Origin of the sequence: Micromonospora musae (assembly GCF_003626635.1) — a bacterium.
In the GTDB taxonomy this organism is placed as follows: Bacteria; Actinomycetota; Actinomycetes; order Mycobacteriales; family Micromonosporaceae; genus Micromonospora; species Micromonospora musae.
In genome coordinates this window covers 187,724-206,940 of the sequence record NZ_RAZT01000013.1, presented here as the reverse complement: position 1 = coordinate 206,940, position 19,217 = coordinate 187,724, and the positions used below count along the sequence as shown (strand labels likewise).

Genomic DNA, 19,217 nt, shown 5'->3' with positions numbered 1-19,217 from the left:
GGCGCAACCGAGCACGATCTTGTGAAACGGACCCTACGGGCGCGCGGGCGCCAAGCTCTGCTCCGCGTACGGGGCCAACTCCGCGGCGAGCGCCTGGTTGACCCGGACGTGCACCCGGGTGCCCTCCGGCAGGTGCGCGGTGCCGAGCATCTCGCCGAGGCGGTGCACTCGGGCGACCAGGTCGCCCCGGTCGTACGGCAGGACCGCCCGGACCTCCACCGCCGGCCTCGGCAGCCGGTCCTCGATGGCGGCGCGCAGCTCGTCCATCCCACGCCCGGAGTGGGCGGAGACGAAGATCGCATCCGGCCAGAGGCGCTTGAGCCGCAGCAGGGTCTCCTCGTCCGCCGCGTCGGTCTTGTTGACCACCAGCAGCTCGGGCAGCCGGTCGGCGCTCACCTCGGCGAGCACCTCACGCACAGCCCGGACCTGCTCCTCCGGATCCGGATGGGCGCCGTCAACGACGTGCACCACCAGGTCGGCGTCGGCGACCTCCTCCAGCGTCGAGCGGAACGCCTCGACGATCTGGTGCGGCAGGTGCCGGACGAAGCCCACCGTGTCGGAGAGCGTGTAGACCCGCCCGTCGGTGGTGGTGGCCTTGCGGATGGTCGGATCCAGGGTCGCGAAGAGCGCGTTCTCCACCAGCACGCCGGCGCCGGTCAGGCGGTTGAGCAGGCTCGACTTGCCGGCGTTCGTGTAGCCGGCGATTGCGACCGCGGGCACCGCGTTGCGGGTACGGCGGGCGCGCTTGGTCTGCCGTACCGTCCGCATGCCCTTGATCTCGCGGCGCAGCCGCGCGATCCGGGTGCGGATCCGGCGCCGGTCGGTCTCCAGCTTGGTCTCACCGGGACCGCGCAGACCCACGCCACCGCCGGCGCCGCCGCCGCGCGCGCTACCGCCGGTCTGCCGGGAGAGCGTCTCACCCCAACCGCGCAGGCGGGGCAGCAGATACTCCAGCTGGGCCAGCTCGACCTGAGCCTTACCCTCTTTGCTCTTCGCGTGCTGGGCGAAGATGTCGAGGATCAACGCCGTCCGGTCGACGACCTTGACCTTGGTGCGCTGCTCGAGGTTGCGCAGCTGGGACGGGGAGAGCTCACCGTCGCAGATGACGGTGTCAGCGCCGGAGGCGAGCACCACGGAGCCCAGGTCGGCAACCTTGCCCCGACCGATGTACGTCGCCGGGTCGGGCCGGTTACGCCGCTGGATCAGCCCCTCCAGCACCTGCGAGCCGGCGGTCTCGGCCAGCGCGGCCAGCTCGGTGAGGGAGTTCTCGGCATCGATCTGCGTACCCTCGGTCCAGACCCCGACCAGCACCACCCGCTCCAGGCGGAGCTGCCGGTATTCGACCTCGGTGATGTCCGTGAGTTCGGTGGAGAGGCCGGGGACCCGCCGCAGCGCCTGCCGCTCTGACAGCTCGAACTCGCCCGTGGTGGCGTCGAGTTCCTCGTCCTCGAAGGGGACGACGACGGTGTCCTGGTCGCGCAAGCCGATCTCCTGTCCGTTCTGTTCGGGTACCAAGCAATCCTGACATGTGTCAACGCCCGACGCACCTGCTATATGCCCGCGTGGCCGCTTCTCAGCCCGGCCACCCGTCCCCGAGTTCATGATCGTCGGCCGTCGACCACGGGCCGCACCAGGTGCGCGAGGTGTGGCCGTACCAGCCGGTAGCGGGGCCGGATGCCGGTCGACCTCGGCGAGCGGGTAGAAATGCGAGTCGAGCCGCTCAGCGTTGACGGAGGAAAGACCTGTGGCCATCACCCGACTCCCGAGTGCCGGATTCTCCATCACGATCCGGATCGCCGTACCGGCGGACGCCTCGTCGATCGGGCGGCTGACCACCTCCGTCGGAGAGGCCGGGGCGATCGTCACCGCGCTGGACGTGGTCGACTCCGACCCCACCCACGTCCTCGTCGACCTCACCTGCGACACCGCCGACGCCGGCCACGCCGACCAGGTGGTCCAGGCGATCTCCGCGCTCGACGGGGTCGACGTGCGGAAGGTCTCCGACCGGACGTTCCTGCTGCACCTGGGCGGCAAGATCGAGGTCAGCTCGAAGGTCGCCCTGCGCACCCGTGACGAACTGTCCCGCGCATACACCCCCGGCGTGGCCCGGGTCTGCATGGCCATCGCGGAGAACCCGGCGGACGCCCGGCGGCTGACGATCAAGCGCAACACCGTCGCCGTGGTCAGCGACGGCTCGGCCGTGCTCGGCCTGGGCAACCTCGGGCCCGCCGCTTCGCTGCCGGTGATGGAGGGCAAGGCGGCGCTCTTCAAGCGGTTCGGCGGCGTGGACGCCTGGCCCGTGGTGCTCGACACGCAGGACACGGACGAGATCGTCTCGATCGTCAAGGCGATCGCGCCCGCGTACGGCGGCATCAACCTGGAGGACATCGCCGCGCCGCGCTGCTTCGAGATCGAGGCCCGGCTGCGCGAGGCGCTGGACATCCCGGTCTTCCACGACGACCAGCACGGCACCGCCATCTGCGTGCTGGCCGCCCTCACCAACGCGCTGCGCGTCGTGGGCAAGCAGCTCGCGGACGTCCGGGTGGTCGTCTCCGGCGCCGGCGCCGCCGGCACCGCGATCATGAAGCTGCTGCTGCGCCAGGGCGTGGGCGACATCATCGCGTACGACCGGCAGGGCGCCCTGCACCGTGGCCAGACCGACCTGAACTCGGCCTGGCAGTGGCTGGCGGAGAACACCAACAAGGAGAACTACTCCGGCGACCTGCGCGGCGCGATCCGGGACGCCGACGTCTTCATCGGCGTCAGCGCGCCGAACCTGCTCACCGGCGAGGACATCGCCACCATGGCCAAGGACTCGATCGTGTTCGCGCTGGCCAACCCGGACCCGGAGGTGGACCCGCGGGAGGCGCGCAAGCATGCCGCGATCGTCGCCACCGGCCGCTCCGACCAGCCCAACCAGATCAACAACGTGCTGGCCTTCCCCGGTGTCTTCCGCGGCATGCTGGACGCCCACGCCGAGGAGTTCACCGAGGAGATGGCGATCGCGGCCGCCAACGCCATCGCGGACGTGGTCGGCGAGGACAAGATCAACCCAACGGTGATCGTGCCGAGTGTCTTCGACTCCCGGGTCGCCCCGGCCGTGGCCGCCGCCGTACGCGCCGCCGCGCACAACCCGGCCCCCGCGCCCGCGGCCGACCCCGGCCCGGCCGACCTGCCGGAGATCGCCGCGGAGGCCTCCGCCAACCCCTGAGCTACCCGACCCTCGCGGGTCTTGCCTGAGATGTCGGAAGGGCGGTGCCTCTCACGGGGCACCGCCCTTCCGACATCAGCTGAGCGTCGGCGCACGGAGGCGTGCATGTTGGCCTGGGTCAGCCGTGCAGGTTGGCCGGGTCCAGCCGGCCGGTGGCCACGAGCACGGCGGGACCGGCGAGCCAGCAGCTGTCCGCGGTGACGGTGACGGTGACGCGTCCGCCGGGCACGTCGACCGCGACCACCCCGGTGTCCCGGTGCGCGTCCCGCAGAGCCACCGCCGCCACCGCGCAGGTGCCCGTGCCGCAGGAGAGGGTCTCGGCCGAGCCGCGCTCGTAGACCCGCATGAGCACGTGCCCGTCCGTTCCGTCCACCGGGCCTCCGGGAGCGGTGAACTCGACGTTCACCCCGGCCGGGAAGACCACCGGATCGAACTCGGGCGCCCGGGTCAGGTCCAGCGCCGGCAGGTCGAGACCGGCGGGCAGCGCGCAGACCAGGTGCGGGTTGCCCACGTCCACGGCGGTACCGGCCAGCGTGAGCCCGCCCAGGGTGGCGGTGGAGGTGTCGTAGAGCCGGGGGCGGCGCATCTCGACGGAGATGGTGTCACCGTCGACGAGGGCGCGTACGACACCGGCCCGGGTCGCCACCGGCAGCCCCTCGTCGGTGACCGTGGCCAGGTCGGTGTCGATCAGGTAGCGCACGAAGACCCGGGCGCCGTTGCCGCACATCTCGGCGGCGGAACCGTCGGAGTTCCAGTAGTCCATGAACCATTCGGCCTCGCCGGCGAGCGCCGCGCCCTCCGGGTGCTTGGCGGCCCGGACGACCCGCAGCACCCCGTCCGCGCCGATCCCGCGCCGCCGGTCGCAGAGCGCGGCGACCAGCCCGGGGGTGAGGTCGAGCGCCCCGTCCGGGTCGGGCAGGATCACGAAGTCGTTGCCGGTGCCATGTCCCTTGGTGAACTCCACGCCCCCATCATCGCGCAGCGGCGGGGACCAGCCGCAGGGCCTCGACGACCAGGCCCGGATCGGCCGAGTCCAGCCAGTGGACCCGGGGGTCACGCCGGAACCAGGAGCGCTGCCGGCGGACGAAGCGCCGGGTCGCGCGGATCGTCTCCTCGTACGCCTCGGTCTCGGTCAGCTCGCCGGCGAGGAAGCGCAGCACCTGCTGGTAGCCGAGCGCCCGGCTGGCCGTACGCCCCTCCGGCAGACCGTGCCCGACCAGCTCACGGGTCTCGGCGATCAGCCCGTCGGCCCACATCCGGTCCACCCGCAGGGCGATCCGCTCGTCCAGGAACGCGGTGTCCAGATCCACACCGACCTGCACGGACGGGTAGTACGGGATCGGTTCGGGCAGCGCCGCCGTGAACGGCGCCCCGGTCAGCTCGATCACCTCGAGGGCCCGGACGATGCGGCGACCGTTGCCCGGCAGGATCCCCTCGGCGGCGGCCGGATCGGCGGCGCGCAGCCGCGCGTGGAGCGGCGCCGGCCCGACCTCGGCCAGCTCCCGCTCCAGCCGCTCCCGGATCGCCGGGTCGGTGCCCGGGAACTCGAACTGCTCCAGCACCGCCCGGACGTAGAGGCCGGAGCCGCCGACCAGCAGCGGCACCCGTCCCCTGGCCAGGATGTCGTCGATCGCCGTACGGGCCAGCCGCTGGTACTCGGCGACGCTCGCCGGCTCGGTGACGTCCCAGATGTCCAGCAGGTGGTGCGGAACACCTTCCCGCTCGGCCGGGGTGAGCTTCGCCGTGCCGATGTCCATACCCCGGTAGAGCTGCATCGAGTCGGCGTTGACCACCTCGCCGTCGAGGGCGTGCGCCAGCGCGATGCTCAGCGCCGACTTGCCGGCCGCCGTCGGCCCGACCACGGCCACCACCGTCCCGACCGGCGGGCGGCCGCCACCGGCCTCGACCGGCCCGCTCACGCCGCCTCCCAGCCGGCCACGAAGTAGGCCACGCCGTAGGGGGCCGCCGCGTAGTGCAGCTCGCCGCGCCAGTCGCCGCCCGCCGCGCGCACCGCACCCGCGAGCACCTGCCAGGGCGCGCGGCCGGCGACCTTCAGCTCCGCCGACAGCACCGGGTCCAGGCCGAGCAGGGCCTCGGCGTCCGCGCTGGCCAGGGCCGTGGCCACCGATTCGTCGTACGCCTGCGCACGCGGGTCGTCGTAGCCGGGCGCCTTCTGCCCCCGGCAGGCCGACCCGTCCCCCATCGTCAGCAACCCGACCCGCGGTCGGTACTCGTCGACCTCCTCCGCGAGCCGGGTCACCTCGTCGGCTGACGCGGCCGGCGCCACCTGCACGCCGACGACCCGCGCGCGGACCGGGTGTCGGGCGAGCAGCCACGCTCCGATGGTCAGGCTGATCGGGAGCACCGCGCCCCCGCCCGCCTCCCCCAGCGTCGGAGCCAGCGGAACGGTCAGGTCGACGCCGAACGGGCCGAGCGTGCCGATCGCCGGTGGGATGATCCACTCCGTCGACGGGCCGGAGCCCAGCACCACGACACAGTCCGGCTCGGCGGCGAGCAGCCGGCTCAGCGCGGCGTCGCAGGCGGCGCGGAGCGCGTCGAGCTCGGCGGCGGCGGCACCGGCCACCTCGGGTACGAGCAGGGGCGGGTGGGGGCAGACGGCGGCGGCGACCAGTGGCACCCGTTCACGGTAGCGGGACGCGCCGGTGCGTCTGTGCGCCGATCCGGTCATCCGGGCGCTAGGACACCGTATGGTCACGGTCGGCGATAGGCGCTCGACGGGGACGGGGTCGTACCTGTGACAATGCCGGGGAGAAACTTGGCTGCGCTGTGGCGGCGATCGGGACACTGCTCTCCCGACGCCGGGAGAACGAGGATGGGCACATGAGCGACTGGACTGCCTTCGGACGGGTGGACGCGGACGGCACCGTGTACGTCAAGACCACCGAGGGCGAGCGGGTGGTCGGATCCTGGCAGGCCGGGGCACCGGAGGAGGGGCTGGCGCACTTCGCCCGCCGCTTCGCCGACCTGGTGACCGAGGTGGATCTGACCGAGGCCCGGCTCAACTCGGGTGCGGCGGACGCCGGCCACTCGCTGAGCACGATCCGCCGGATCCGGGCTTCGCTCGCCGAGGCGCACGTGGTCGGCGACATCGACGCGCTGGCCGCACGGCTGGACCGGCTCGCGACCGTGGCCGAGGAGAAGGCGGGCGAGGCCCGTGCGGCGCGGGACGCGGCGCGCGGCGAGGCGCTGGCCCGCAAGACCGCGCTGGTCGAGGAGGCGGAGAAGCTCGCCGCCGAGTCGACCGGGTGGAAGACCGCCGGGGACCGACTCAAGGAGATCCTCGACGAGTGGAAGACCATCCGCGGCGTCGACAAGAAGGCCGACGGGGAGCTGTGGAAGCGGTTCGCCGCGGCCCGTGACGGCTTCACCCGCCGCCGGGGCGCGCACTTCGCGTCCCTGGACGCGCAGCGCAAGCAGGCGCAGGCGGAGAAGGAGGAGCTGGTCACCGAGGCCGAGAAGCTCAAGGACTCCAGCGACTGGGCGGCCACCGCCAACCAGCTCAAGGACCTGATGACGCGGTGGAAGGCGGCGCCGCGCGCGTCCAAGGAGGCCGAGCAGCGGCTCTGGGAACGGTTCCGCGCGGCGCAGGACGACTTCTTCACGCGGCGCAGCGAGGTCTTCTCGGCTCGGGACAACGAGCTGCGGGGCAACCTGGAGCGCAAGCAGGCGCTGCTCGCCGAGGCGGAGGCGCTGGACATCGACAGCGACCCGAAGGGTGCCCAGGCGAAGCTGCGGGACATCCAGGCGCAGTGGCACGAGGCCGGCCGGGTGCCCCGCGAGGCGGCTGCCGGGCTGGAGCGTCGGCTCCGGGTCATCGACGAGAAGGTCCGCGAGGTGATGGACTCGGCCTGGCGGCGGACCTCCAAGGAGGACAGCCCCCTGCTCGCCCAGATGCGGGCGCAGGTCGCCGAGGCGGAGGAGCGGCTGGCCCGGGCTCAGGCCGCCGGTGACGCCCGCCGGGTCCGCGAGGCCGAGCAGGCGCTCGCGTCCAAGCGGCAGTTCCTTCAGCTCGCCGAGCAGTCCAGCTGACCTGATCCAACCCGAAAGCCCCGGTCCCCTCGCGGGACCGGGGCTTTCGCGTCGCGGTCACCCGGCACGCCGGTTGACGTCGACGGGGGCCCGCTCCAGCTCAGTGCGCGGCGCAGCCGGAGGTGGGGGCGGGCGGGGCCGCCGGCGCCCCGATGGTGGGCAGTCCGAGCAGTACGCCGGGGGTGCGCGGTGAGCGCCCCGCCTCGAACGCGTCACCGGCCCGGGTACGTCGGTGGGAGAGCGGCTCACCGTCGGCGTTCAGGTGGTGCGGGGCGGCGTACGTGACGGTGGTGTGCACGATGTCACCCGGGCGGAGCTGCCCGGCGAGGGAGCCCGCGTCGAAGTGCACGAGGCGGCCGTCTCGGGCGCGGCCGGACATCCGCCCGGTGCGCTCGTCCTTGCGGCCCTCGCCGACGGCGACCAGCACCTCGACGTTCTCACCGACCAGCTTCTTGTTCTCCGCCCAGGTGATCTCCTCGACGCAGGCGATCAGCCGGTCGTAGCGCTCCTGCACCACCTGCTTGGGCAGCTGCCCCTCCATCGTTGCGGCGGGGGTGCCGGGGCGCTTGGAGTACTGGAAGGTGAAGGCCGAGGAGAACCGGGCCTCCCGCACCACGTCGAGGGTGCGCTCGAAGTCGGCGTCGGTCTCACCGGGGAAGCCGACGATGATGTCCGTGGTGATCGCCGCGTCCGGCATCGCCGTCCGGACCTTCTCGATGATCCCGAGGTAACGGTCGGCCCGGTAGGAGCGGCGCATGGCGCGCAGCACCGTGTCGGAGCCGGACTGCAGGGGCATGTGCAGCGAGTGGCAGACGTTCGGCGTCTCGGCCATCGCCGCGATCACGTCGTCGGTGAAGTCCTTCGGATGCGGGCTGGTGAAGCGGACCCGCTCCAGCCCCTCGACCTCGCCGGTGGCGCGCAGGAGCTTGCCGAAAGCGAGCCGGTCCCCGAACTCGACGCCGTACGAGTTGACGTTCTGCCCGAGCAGGGTCACCTCCAGCACGCCCTCGTCGACCAGCGCCCGGACCTCGGAGAGGATGTCGCCGGGACGGCGGTCCTTCTCCTTGCCGCGCAGCGACGGCACGATGCAGAAGGTGCAGGTGTTGTTGCACCCCACCGAGATCGACACCCAGCCGGCGTACGTCGACTCGCGGCGGGTCGGCAGCGTCGACGGGAAGACGTCGAGGGATTCCAGGATCTCCACCTCGGCGGCGGCGTTGTGCCGGGCCCGCTCGAGGAGCACCGGCAGCGAGCCGATGTTGTGCGTGCCGAAGACCACGTCCACCCAGGGGGCCTTGCGGACGATGTCGCCGCGATCCTTCTGGGCCAGGCAGCCGCCGACGGCGATCTGCATCTCGGGGTGCTTGTCCTTGACCGGACGCAGCCGGCCGAGATTGCCGTAGAGCCGGTTGTCGGCGTTCTCCCGGACCGCGCAGGTGTTGAAGACGACGATGTCCGGGGTGTCGTCGCCCCCGGCGGCGCGCACGTAACCCGCCTGCTCCAGCAGGCCGGAGATGCGTTCCGAGTCGTGCACGTTCATCTGGCAGCCGTACGTCACGACGTTGTAGGTCCTAGCCACCTGCTCGGCGCCCCTTTCTTCGGGGTACCAGGGTAGCGGCCCGCTCGGCCGAGCCGATCGCCCGGCATTGGCCCGGCGGCCCATGGCGGGGTCACCCGGCGGGCAGTACGCTGCACACCAGGACTGTGTTCTGGGTGGTTTCGGGGGCTTTGCACTCAAGACCCACCGGTGTGCGTTCGGGGAAGCACATGACGAAGCCGCGGGAGGCCACCGTGACGCTAGAAAACGCGGCACAACACACCGTCGTCACCCGCGACGGGCGGCGGCTCGCGGTGGAGACCTCCGGTGCTCCCGACGGCCCCGCGGTCTTCCTGCTGCACGGCACCCCCGGCAGCCGCAGCGGACCCCGCCCCCGCCCGGTCGTCCTCTACCGCCTCGGCGTGCACCTGATCTGCTACGACCGGCCCGGCTACGGCGACTCCGACCGGCACGAGGGCCGTCGGGTGGCCGACACGGCCGCCGACGTCGCGGCGATCGCCGACGCCTTCGGCATCGACCGGTTCGCCCTGGTGGGCCGCTCCGGCGGCGGTCCGCACGCGCTGGCCTGCGCCGCGCTGCTGCCGGACCGGGTGACCCGGGCGGCGGTCCTGGTCGGGCTCGCCCCGGCCGGCGCCCCCGACCTCGACTGGTACGCCGGCATGACCAGCGAGAACGTCGACGAGCACAGCCTCGCCGACGCGGACGCCACCGAGCTGCGCGACCTGCTCACCGTGCGGGCCAAGGACGTCCAGCGGGATCCGATGACCCTGCTGGAGTTCCTCCGCCCGCAGCTCACCGAGCCGGACATCCGGGTGGTCGACGACGTGGCGATCCGCCGGCTGCTCACCGACATGTACGCCGAGGCGCTCCGGCACGGTCCGGAGGGCTGGATCGACGACGTGCTCGCCGTCCACCGATCATGGGGCTTCGACCTCGGCGCGATCCGGCTACCCGTCCGGCTGTGGCACGGCGAGCAGGACCGCTTCTCACCGGTGGCGCACTCGCGGTGGCTCGCCGCGCGGATCCCGAACGCCGAGGTCCAGGTGCAACCGGGGGCGGCGCACTTCGGCGCGGTGGAGATCCTGCCGCAGACCCTCGCCTGGCTCAGCACCCCCGAGCTGGCCGCCGCTCCGCGGCTCTGAGCCCACCTGCGCCGGTCCCCTCCGGACCGGGCGCCCGCCCGAGCGGGCACCCGGCAGGGCGGTCCGTCCCGCGGTGATCGCGGCCACGGCGCTTCCCGGTCGGCCGCCGGACACCCCGCACGACCGACCGGTGAAGAGCCGCCCCGACCTGGCGGCCGGTCAGAACGCGTTCGGGTCGATCACCCGGGCCACCAGCCGACCACCCCGCAGCGTCTGCACGCTGGGGTGCTCCTGACCGATCACGTCGGCCAGCCGATCCGCAGCCGCACCGGCGTCGGCCTCCGCTCCGGCGGCGCCGATGCGTCGGGTCACCACAGCCAGGTCGCCGAGGCAGCGCAGCGTGTCGGGGTGGTCCGCGCCGATGGCCAGCGCCAGCCGGTCGGCGGTGTCTCGCAGCCGCTGCCGGGCCGACTCCCACTCGCCGTCCTCCGCGAGACAGACCGCGTGGTTGACCTCCGCCGCCAGGGTGTGCGGATGCTCCGGGCCGAGCACCTTGCGCAGCTCGTCGGCGGCGTGGGCGGCGGTGGCCCGGGCCGCGGGCAGCTGACCGAGGGCCCGTTCGGCCGCCGACCTGTTGCTCAACGTGGCCAGCGTGTGCGGATGCGACGGGCCGAGGCCCAGCGCGTCCTCGTACGTCCGGCCGACCGCGACCATCTCGCTCAACGCCCGGTTCCCCTCGCCGATCGCCAGCAGGTTCGCGGCCCGGCTCGACCGGCAGGCCACCGTGTCCGGGTTGTTCGGACCGAACCGCTCCTCCAGCTTCCGGTAGGCGTCCTCGAAGATGGGCATGGCGTCGGCGGGCCGGCCCACGCTGCGCAGCGACACCGCGACGTTCACCTGGGCGGTGACGGTCAGCGGATCGTCCGCGCCCAACACCTCGACGAAGCTGTCGAACACGCCGCGCAGCAACGCCACCGCGTTCTCGTACTCGCCGGCCTCCCGCAGGTCGCTGCCGAGCCGTACGGCCGACTGCAGCGTGTACGGGTCGGTGGGGCCGAGAACGGCCCGCCGCCGCTGGTGCACGTCCTCGTCCCACTGCCGGGCCGAGCGGTAGTCGCCGACCAACCGGTACGACACGGCGAGGTTGTTGGCCGCGCTCAACGTGCGGGGATGCTCCTCGCCGAGCAGGTCGACCCAGGAGGCGTAGGTGGCGCGGTCCCGCTCCAGCGCCTCGCCGTACCGGCCGAGGGCCCGCAGGTCGGCGGCGAGGCTGCCGGCCGTCATCAGGGCGTGCGGGTGGTGCAGCCCGAGCCGGCGCTGCTGGTCGTCGAGGACCTGCTTGTCCAGCTCCCACGCCTCGGCGAACCGGCCCATGGTGCGCAGGATGTTCGCCCGGTTGAACCGCAGGTGCAGGAGGTGCTGGTCCGGCTCGACCTCGCCCCCCGCCCCGGTGAGCTGGGCCGACCAGATCTCGTCGACCTGCCGGGTGAACTCCTCGGCCTGCGTCAGGCCGCCCCGCTGCCACAGGTACCGGGCCCGGTCGATGAGCAGCTGGCGCGCCGACTCTTCGCGGCAGCTCAACGCGTCGGAGACCTCGAGGTGCGGCCAGAGCATCCGCAGGCGCGGCCAGGTCGCGGGGTCGTCCACGTTCTCGCGCGGCCGGGACGCCGCCAGCACCAGGTGGACCTGGTGCCGAGCCTCGGTGATCTCCTCCGCGTCCATCCGCTCCCGGACCACCGCCTGCAACAGCCGGTGCACCTGGATCCGGCCACCCTGCACGTCCAGCTTCAGCAACGCCAGCCGGTTGATCTGCTGGACCAGGGCGCCCCGCACCAGCCGCTCCGACACCGCCGGGTCGTACGGCACCAGCGCCGCCGCCATCTCGTCGCTGTAGATGAGGTCCAACGCGATCTCCGGCGCCAGCACCGAACAGAGCTGCAGGAGCCGGTACGCGGCCGGCGCCTGGGCCCGCAGCCGGTTGAGGGAGAGGTCCCAGGTGGCCTCGACCGACAGGGCGCTGGGGCCGTGCCGTTCGATCAGCCGCAGGTACTCGGGGACCGGCGTGCCGGTGTCGGCCAGCCAGGCGCCCGCCGCGGCGACGGCGATCGGCAGGTCGCCCAGCGCCTCGGCGACCCGGTCGGCCTCCTCGCGGCTGATCGCCGGCACCCGCTGGGCGAGGTGCGCGACGCTCTCGGACCGGTCGAAGACGTCCACCTGGACCGGGGTCGCCCGCTCCCCCCACGCCCGGTTGCGTGAGGTCAGCAGCACGTGCCCGGGCCCCTGCGGAAGGAACTGCTCGACGTGTTCGATCTCCTCGGCGTTGTCGAAGACGATCAGCCACCGCTCGTACGGCTCACCCCGGCCGAGGGCCTGCAGCACCGCCTGCACGGTCTCGGGCAGGGCCGGACTCGCGGGCAGGCCGAGGCGGGTGCCCAGGTCGGCCAGGGCGGTGTCGACGAACTGGGGCGGGTCCGCCACGACCCACCAGACCACGTCGTACGCCGACCGGAAGCGGTGCACGTACTCCAGGGCGACCTGCGTCTTACCGACACCGCCCATGCCCTGTAGGGCGACCGGGAGCACCACCGCGCTGCCCCCGCTCTGCAGCTGCCGGCGCAGCTCGGCGAGGTCGTCCTCGCGGCCGGTGAACCGGGCGTTCCGGTTCGGAGCGTTGAAGATCAGCGGCTCGGCGCCGGGGAAGCGGGTGGCACCGGCCGGGGCGCCCTGCGCGGCCGGCGGCACCGGCCGGCCCACCAGCCGCAGCACCCGCTCGACCGCCGTCTCCGCGGAGACGTTGACCAGATGGGCGGAGACCTGCGCCGGGAACTCCGCCAGCGGCCGTAGGTCCGCGACGTAGACGGCGAGCGCCGTCGAGCCGGTGCTCGACTCCCGGGGCGGCAGCCCGCCGGTCGGGGTCGCCAGGTAGGCCGGCGAGATCACGGTGAGTGTCCGCGGGGCGGGGGTGGCCGCCGAGCCGACCGCGGCAGCGGGGGCCACCACCTGCATTCCGGCCGCGCTGAGCACCCGCTCCAGCCACTCCGCCCAGACGGTGTCCTCGGGCGCGTGCCGGAGCACGATCTGGTCGTCGACGGCCTCGGCGCGGCGGCGGAACCGGGCCTTGCCCCGCTCCCGGACCGACTCGTCCATCACCGGCAGCGCGGCCACGTCGCTGTCGGTGAGGATCCCGGTCAGCGTCTCGAACGCGGAGAGCAGGGAGGTCGGCGAGCCGGGCGGGTCACCGAAGGTGGCGAGGGTCTCCTCGTACGCGTAGAACGGCCGGTACGGCACCTCCACCGCGGCCCAGTAACGTCGGCGCTCCGCCTCGGTCATGCCGGTGGGCAGGCCGGCGAAGCGGCGCATCGCCAGCGAACGGCCGGCCTCCGCCTTCTCCTTCTCCGCCTGGTCGACCCGCATCGGCACCGGCAGGATGCGGATGTCGCGGCGGCGGAACCGGTCCCGCACCGAGTGGGCCACCCGGGCCGCCCCCTCGATGCCCTGGTCACTGAGGGTGAAGCAGTCGACCAGGGTGTCCGGCAGGTGCAGGGTGCAGATGTCGGCGACGTCGCTGAGGCCCGTCCGGCTGTCGATGAGCGTGTAGTCGTACTCCCGCTTCATGTCCGCGCGCAGCGCCTCGAAGAACTGCGCGCCGCCGAGCCGGTTGTAGAAGTTGTCCCAGTCCAGGCCGCTCACCGACACCGCGTAGTCGCTGTTCTGCCGGCCGGCGGAGAGGAAGTCCAGGCTGCCGCCGTCGGGGAAGTTCCAGCGCAGCGAGAAGGCGTGCCGGCGGACCCGGGCGAACTGCTCGACCCAGCGGTCCGGCCGGTCCACCGTGCGGGTGGTCTCCCACTCGTAGTCGCGGATCATGTCGATGACCCCGCTGGTGCTCTGGATCGCCTCGGCGTCCAGGAACGGGTGGAAGAAGCGGTGCAGGCCGGGGGATTCCAGGTCCCAGTCGGCGACCAGCACCCGCCGGCCGTTGGCGGCCAGGATCCAGGCGACGTTCGCCAGCGCCATCGTCCGGCCCGTACCACCCTTGAACGAGTAGAACGTGACGACCTGACCTTCACGATCGTTGCTCATCGGTTCTCTCCGTGGGGACGCGGCGACGCCGGATCGTCGTGGGCGGGCGGCGGGTCAAACGACGCGCCGGGGCGCGGGCGCGGCTCCCGCCCGTGCCGGAGGCTGGGCGGCGGTTCGGCTTCGGGGAACTCCGTCACCGGACCGTGTTTCAGGTACTGCCGGCGGGCCTCGGTCACCAGGGCCGGCATGAGGTCCACGAACTCCTGGACGCTGCTGGCCCGCTTGACCTGCCGTACGCCCGCATTGTGCAGCACGTCGGCGACCTCCGCGGCGTGCCGCGTGGCGTCCTGCGGGTCGTCGCCGTCGGTCACCACGATCGGCACCACCCACGGGCGCAGGCCACGCACCGCCTCGAGGGTCCGGGCGGCGTCGGGCGCCGCGGCCGCCCACGGGTCGATGAGCAGCACGGTGGGCCGGCGCTCGATCAGGTCACCGGCGTCGTCGAAGTCCGCGGTACGCGCCGAGAGCCCGAGCCGTTCGGCGGTGCTGGCCACGTACTCGGCCGCCGGGAGCTTCTGCCGGCCACCGAAGGGCCGCCACTGGCGGGCGGTGCCCGCATATCCGCTCTTGGTCCGGCCGGAGGGCAGTCGCCCTCGGGTGGGTGCCAGCACCGCCACCACGAGGTCCGGGTCGGCCGGCGCGGGTCGGCTCACCTCGTCCAGGCCCGGTGCCCGGGACGGGCCGAGCGGGTGCCGCTCCGCGGTCGCCACGATCCGGCGGGCCAACCGGTCGAGCAGTTCTTCGTACTCCTGCCGGTAGGCGGCGAGCATGCAGAGCGCGCGCAACCCGTTCTCGGCGTACTCGGGGAGGTCCCGGCCCAGCGCCAACGCGTCGTCGAGCTCGGCACGGCTCTCCCAGCTCGGAAACGGGATCCAGAGGACCGGCAGGACGTGCGCGGCGGTGTCCGGCGCGTTGGCGCTGGCCAGCCGAGCGCGGAAGGACTCCTGCTCGCCGAGCGCCCAGGGGCGCCGGAAGTAGCCCGGGGAGTAGAGCGGCACGAAGACCTCGACGCCGCCGAGCGCCTCGGCCAGCGCGGCCTTCCAGTCCGCGTTCGCTGGGATCTGCTGGTCGAAGAAGCCGATCCGCATCCCGGCCACCGGCCTGGCGTGTCGAGCCACCTCCGCCGACAGCTCGGCGAAGAACTGTCCCACCCAGATGTCGGGGTCGGTGCCCGCCCCCTGCGGCGGGGCGGAGTGGGCGTAGCTGAGGAAGAAGTAGGTGCCGCGTGCCGCCGGCCGCGCGCGCGGCGTCGTGCCGGGGCGGCTCACCCCGGCTCCTTGGCGAACAGGTTGCGCAGCTCGCCGACGCCCGACGGCACCAGGGGTTCGACCCGGTACGCCCGATGGATCGCGACGATGCGCTGGGCGAGCCGCCACACCACCGCCCGGTACGCGTTCTCCATCTGCAAGGTCAGCAATCCGTAGACCCCCTCCCGCTGGTACTGGGCCACGATCTCCGCCGGCATCGGGTTGGGCGAGAACCGTTGGATCTCGCGGACCGCTTTGGGTAGGCGCGCACCCTCCGTCGGTGACCAGGTGACGGGGACGATCGCCGTCTCGTGCGCCGAGACGTCGTCGCGTCGCCGCTCGATACGCCGGCGCGAGAAGGCGTGCCACTCCATCCCGCACCAGTCGCTGCCGAGCAGCGCGCTGGAGAGCAGGGGCACGAAGACCTGGCAGGTCCCGGCGGCGCGCAGCAGCTCCGGCGTCCACCGCTCCCCGCCGGTCATCACGGTGTCCATGAAGCCCGGATCGACCCCGGTCTCCGGACCGACCAGCTCGCTCACGTGCACCGAAAGGTCGTCGTAGAAGCGGAGCAGGTCCTCTGAGGGGCCCACGGCGGCCCGGCGGGCGGGCGAGCGGGAATGGCTCAGGAAGAACAGCGGGGCCCGCATGCCGACGGGCATGTCCACTGTGCTCACCCGTGTGCCTCCGCCCCTCCCCGCGCGGCCGAACCATCAGCCTAGTCCCCACGTCAACGCCCCCGATGCGATCGATGGACGCTGAACCAGTCGACCGCGAAGTCCACTGTGTCGCGTACCGGCAGCAGCCTGGCGTCGGCCCTGCCGACCCGGCCTCGGCGGACGAATTGCTCCTGGTCGAGGGCCTGCCCGGCGACGGGGAAGTCGCTGTCGTCCAGGTCGAGCGCCTCGAAGTCCAGGCGTACCCGCTGCCCGGAGATCTGGCGGTAGCAGCGGTACGGCCGGCGGGGCGGTGACACCGGTAGTCGGTACTCCGCCAGGTGCAGCGCCGTGCACGCCTGGTAGCCCACGCCGAGCAGCAGGATCCAGCCGCCGGCGGCGTAGAGCCGGCCCAACGGTGACCGCTCCCCCAGGTGGCAGTCCAGCTCGTGGTCATCGGTGAGCTCGACGGCACGGGGGCCCAGCGCGGCGAACGAGGTCTGCGGATGGTCGCTGCGGACGGCGTCCGGGGCCAGCCGGACGTGTTCGGCGAACGCCCCGGTGCCCTCCGAGGGTGTGCCGGCGCGGTCCCAGCCGGGCATCGTCGTGTGGAAGGCGGCGAGCTGCCGCGCGTCCATCCCCCGGGTCGCGGCCAGGTAGGTCCGTGAGCTCGTCGAGTTGCCGGCGTTCTCGGTGGGCACGAGCACCGTGCCGGTCGGGCCGAGAACCTCCCGCAGCGCCGCCGCCAGGGTGGCCGGGCCGCCTGCCGGCCGTCCCAGCTGTCTCAGCGAGGAGTGCACCAGCACGTCGCGGCCGGCGGCGAGGCCGAGCGCGCGCAGGTCGGCCACGAGGCGCGCCCCGTCGACGTCGCCACGCACCGCCTCGACCGTGTGGTCAGTCCGGGTCGGCACGGAGCCCCTCCAGGGCGTGCCGCATCCGCCGGACGAACCGCTCGCCGAGATCGGTGAGCGCCCCGGAGCCGAGCAGGGCGTCGACGGCGTCCCGGGTCCAGTCCCGGTAGCGCAGCGCGTGTTCGCGGGCGGGCCGCGCGTCGGGCCGGTCGGTCGCGGCTCGGGAGTGCCACACCTCGGCCACCGCCAGGTGCGCGTAGACACCCTGGAGCACCCCCTCGACGGGGCGCGGATCGGGGCGCCAGGCCACCGGGATGAGCACCGTCGACGCCGGGTCGACGAGGTCGTAGAGGTCCAGCAGGGCACCGAGCTTGCCGTGCTGCCACTCGTGCACGAGCAGCACGGCCAACGCCTCCGCGTCGGGCGTCCTGGTCACGGCGACCGCGCCGAAGGCCTCCCGGGCGGTGGCGCTGCGCAGCGGTGCCCCCGGATCCGGCGCCAGCGGCACCACGGCCCGCAGCCCGGTGTCGAGCGCGGCGCCGTGCGCCGGCACGTCACGGTGCACGACCTGCCAGGCCCGGGCGAGCGTACGCCCGAGAGCGACGGCCGCCGGCTCGTCCAGCGTCGGCGCGACCGGTTGGCCGTAGCAGTTCCGTTCGGGGTCGACGTCCTCGATGGCGAGCGCCGCGCCGACGACGGGCGCGCGGCGGACCGGCTGCCAGCCGACCCGCGCCGCGGCGTCGCCGTCGAGTGGGACCATCCGCTCGACCGACCCGGCGCGGACCCGCAGCCCACCGGCGACGGTGCGGACCGTGGCGGTCCGCCCGCCGGCGAGCGTCAACCGGCCCAGCGTCGGCAGCACGAGCGCGTCGCCGCGCGTCGGCACCTCCACCACCGTGTCGACCCCGGCCCGTACGGCGGCCACGACGGCGAGCGCCGGCAGGAGGTCGTCGTCGGGCGTGCCGGGCCGGGCGAGCCGGCGCACCAGCCAGGGGCGGAGGAACGGGTGCGTGAGCACGGCGTCGACCGCGTCGCCGGCGGTCGCGTCGAGTTCGGTGAGCAGCTCCCACGCGACGCTGTCGCCGGTGGTGTCCCGCCAGGTGGCGAGCAGCGCCCGGGTGATGGAGAGCTGGGTCTGCGCGAGCACCCCCAGCGCCCAGGAGTCACCGTGGCCGCCGGCGATCTCGGTGAGCAGCCGGTCGGTGGCCGACTCCACGGGCCGGTCCTCGGCACTCCCGGCACTCTCGCCAGCCCGCGGTGCGGGGATGCCCGGCCGGCGCGGTGGTTGACCGTCGGCCGCGGCCGGAGCCGCACCGGAGCCCGACTCTGGGGCGACGGCCCGATCCGGCCGCGGACGGCTGTCCACGGTGGCGATGAGCGCCAACAGATCCGCGCAGTAGACGGAGGGATTGTCGAAGCCGGTGCCGGTACGCCAGCGGTGCGGGTACAGGCCGCCGCCGCAGCGGCTCACCACGGGGCAGGCGCGGCAATCGGCGCAGAGCCCGGGGAGCCCGACCTGGCGGATGGCCACCCCGGGGTGGCGCGCGGCGACGTCGACCGGATGGGAGAAGACGTCCAGGCCGGTGTCGGGCGCCCCGTGGAAGGCGACCTTCAACGAGTCGACCTGCTCCCAGCTGCCGTCGGTCTCCACCACCAGCAGGTCGGCCGGGGCGAGCCCGACGGCCTCGGTGCCGCCGCCGGGCTGCCCGGGGGTCAGGGCGTCGAAGAGCCGGATCGGCACCGGCCGCCCGTCGTCCACCCAGCGCTGGTGGATCCGGCCCAGCCAGTCGGCGTAGGGGGTGGCGACGCCCGGAGGGCGCCAGGGTGGCCGGTCCCAGGTGGCGTGCGGCAGCAGGAGGTCGATCCGGGGTGGCGCCTCGGCCAGCAGCGCCGAGTAGACCTCGTCCGGGTCGTTGCGCACGTCGACCGTGCAGAGGATGCCCGCGTAGCTGCTGCGGAACTCGGGGCGGCGGAGCAGGGCCAGCGCGCGTCGCGCCTGGGAGTGGCTGCTTCCGCCGTGGGCGAAGACCCGGTGCCGGTCGTTGGCCGCGCGGTCGCCGTCGAGCGACACCCCGACCTTCACGTCGTACGCCACCAGCAGGCGGCACAGCTCCTCGTCGAGCAGCACGCCGTTGGTCTGCATGCGCAGGTCGAGCACGACGCCCGGGGTCAGCGCGGCGCGCAGCTCGGCGAGCACCTCACGCAGCCCGGCCGGACCGAGCAGCAGCGGCTCGCCGCCGTGCAGCACCACGTGCACGACGGGGAGGGCGTGCGCCCGGGCGTGCTCGGCGATCCGGTCGGCGGCGGCCCGGACGGTCGACGCGGCCATCCGGATCGGCCTGGTCTGCCAGGTCTGGTCCGCCCCCTGGTAGACGTAGCAGTGGTCGCAGCTGAGGTCACACCGGCTGTGCACCTTGAGGACGTACTGGCTGATCGGCCGGCAGGGCGCGGCCGAACCGGCGGCGCCGCACCGACACGTCATACC

13 protein-coding genes are annotated in these 19,217 nt (G+C 73.5%); 3 read left to right on the top strand and 10 right to left on the bottom strand.

What is annotated here, in order from left to right; translation table 11 throughout:
* Positions 1–33: 33 nt before the first annotated feature.
* Positions 34–1,482 carry a GTPase HflX gene (gene hflX / locus D7044_RS24940; protein WP_120690375.1) on the bottom strand — a complete coding sequence of 483 codons (1,449 nt, stop codon included), beginning with the start codon at positions 1,480–1,482 and terminating at the stop codon, positions 34–36.
* Between the two features lie 262 nt (positions 1,483–1,744).
* Between hflX and D7044_RS24935 the strand changes: the two genes are divergently transcribed.
* Positions 1,745–3,211, top strand: coding sequence for an NAD-dependent malic enzyme (locus D7044_RS24935; protein WP_120690358.1), 1,467 nt, complete (start codon positions 1,745–1,747; stop codon positions 3,209–3,211).
* A 118-nt stretch (positions 3,212–3,329) separates the two neighbouring features.
* Here D7044_RS24935 and dapF read toward each other — a convergent pair whose 3' ends face one another.
* Genes dapF through D7044_RS24920 form a run of 3 tightly spaced genes read right to left on the bottom strand, consistent with a single transcriptional unit; the run spans position 3,330 to position 5,900 of the window.
* Entirely contained in the window at positions 3,330–4,175 is an 846-nt protein-coding gene (gene dapF / locus D7044_RS24930) for a diaminopimelate epimerase (protein ID WP_120690357.1), read from the bottom strand.
* Between the two features lie 7 nt (positions 4,176–4,182).
* Positions 4,183–5,142 carry a tRNA (adenosine(37)-N6)-dimethylallyltransferase MiaA gene (gene miaA / locus D7044_RS24925; RefSeq protein ID WP_233565120.1) on the bottom strand — a complete coding sequence of 320 codons (960 nt, stop codon included), beginning with the start codon at positions 5,140–5,142 and terminating at the stop codon, positions 4,183–4,185.
* Positions 5,127–5,900, bottom strand: a complete 774-nt coding sequence (locus D7044_RS24920) for a class III extradiol dioxygenase subunit B-like domain-containing protein (RefSeq protein WP_120690356.1) — start codon at positions 5,898–5,900, stop codon at positions 5,127–5,129. Before D7044_RS24920 ends, miaA begins: the two co-directional genes overlap by 16 nt.
* Positions 5,901–6,052: 152 nt before the next feature.
* On the opposite strand from D7044_RS24920, the gene D7044_RS24915 reads away from it, so the two are divergent.
* Positions 6,053–7,261: a DUF349 domain-containing protein gene (locus D7044_RS24915; protein WP_120677006.1), complete on the top strand. Its 1,209-nt coding sequence runs from the start codon at positions 6,053–6,055 to the stop codon at positions 7,259–7,261.
* Between the two features lie 100 nt (positions 7,262–7,361).
* Here the strand turns inward: D7044_RS24915 and miaB are convergent, their stop codons facing one another.
* Entirely contained in the window at positions 7,362–8,840 is a 1,479-nt protein-coding gene (gene miaB / locus D7044_RS24910; RefSeq protein WP_120677008.1) for a tRNA (N6-isopentenyl adenosine(37)-C2)-methylthiotransferase MiaB, read from the bottom strand.
* 212 nt (positions 8,841–9,052) lie between these two features.
* On the opposite strand from miaB, the gene D7044_RS24905 reads away from it, so the two are divergent.
* Positions 9,053–9,961, top strand: a complete 909-nt coding sequence (locus tag D7044_RS24905; protein ID WP_233563113.1) for an alpha/beta fold hydrolase — start codon at positions 9,053–9,055, stop codon at positions 9,959–9,961.
* 159 nt (positions 9,962–10,120) lie between these two features.
* On the opposite strand, the gene fxsT is transcribed toward D7044_RS24905, so the two are convergent.
* Genes fxsT through D7044_RS24880 form a run of 5 tightly spaced genes read right to left on the bottom strand, consistent with a single transcriptional unit; the run spans position 10,121 to position 19,214 of the window.
* Positions 10,121–13,981: an FxSxx-COOH system tetratricopeptide repeat protein gene (gene fxsT / locus D7044_RS24900; RefSeq protein ID WP_120690355.1), complete on the bottom strand. Its 3,861-nt coding sequence runs from the start codon at positions 13,979–13,981 to the stop codon at positions 10,121–10,123.
* Positions 13,978–15,249 (bottom strand): TIR-like protein FxsC, encoded by a 1,272-nt coding sequence (locus D7044_RS24895; protein ID WP_120690354.1) that lies wholly within the window; start codon positions 15,247–15,249, stop codon positions 13,978–13,980. The genes fxsT and D7044_RS24895 overlap by 4 nt, the downstream gene beginning before the upstream one ends.
* A complete protein-coding gene (locus D7044_RS24890; RefSeq protein ID WP_147434714.1) occupies positions 15,246–15,902 on the bottom strand; it encodes a TIR-like protein FxsC in 657 nt (218 codons plus the stop codon). Before D7044_RS24890 ends, D7044_RS24895 begins: the two co-directional genes overlap by 4 nt.
* A gap of 53 nt (positions 15,903–15,955) precedes the next feature.
* On the bottom strand, positions 15,956–16,792 hold the full coding sequence (locus D7044_RS24885; protein ID WP_233565115.1) for an AAC(3) family N-acetyltransferase: 837 nt from the start codon (positions 16,790–16,792) through the stop codon (positions 15,956–15,958).
* The gene (locus tag D7044_RS24880) at positions 16,776–19,214 is read right to left on the bottom strand and encodes an FxsB family cyclophane-forming radical SAM/SPASM peptide maturase (protein ID WP_120690352.1); all 2,439 of its coding nucleotides are present in this window, start codon (positions 19,212–19,214) and stop codon (positions 16,776–16,778) included. Before D7044_RS24880 ends, D7044_RS24885 begins: the two co-directional genes overlap by 17 nt.
* Between the last annotated feature and the right edge of the window lie 3 nt (positions 19,215–19,217).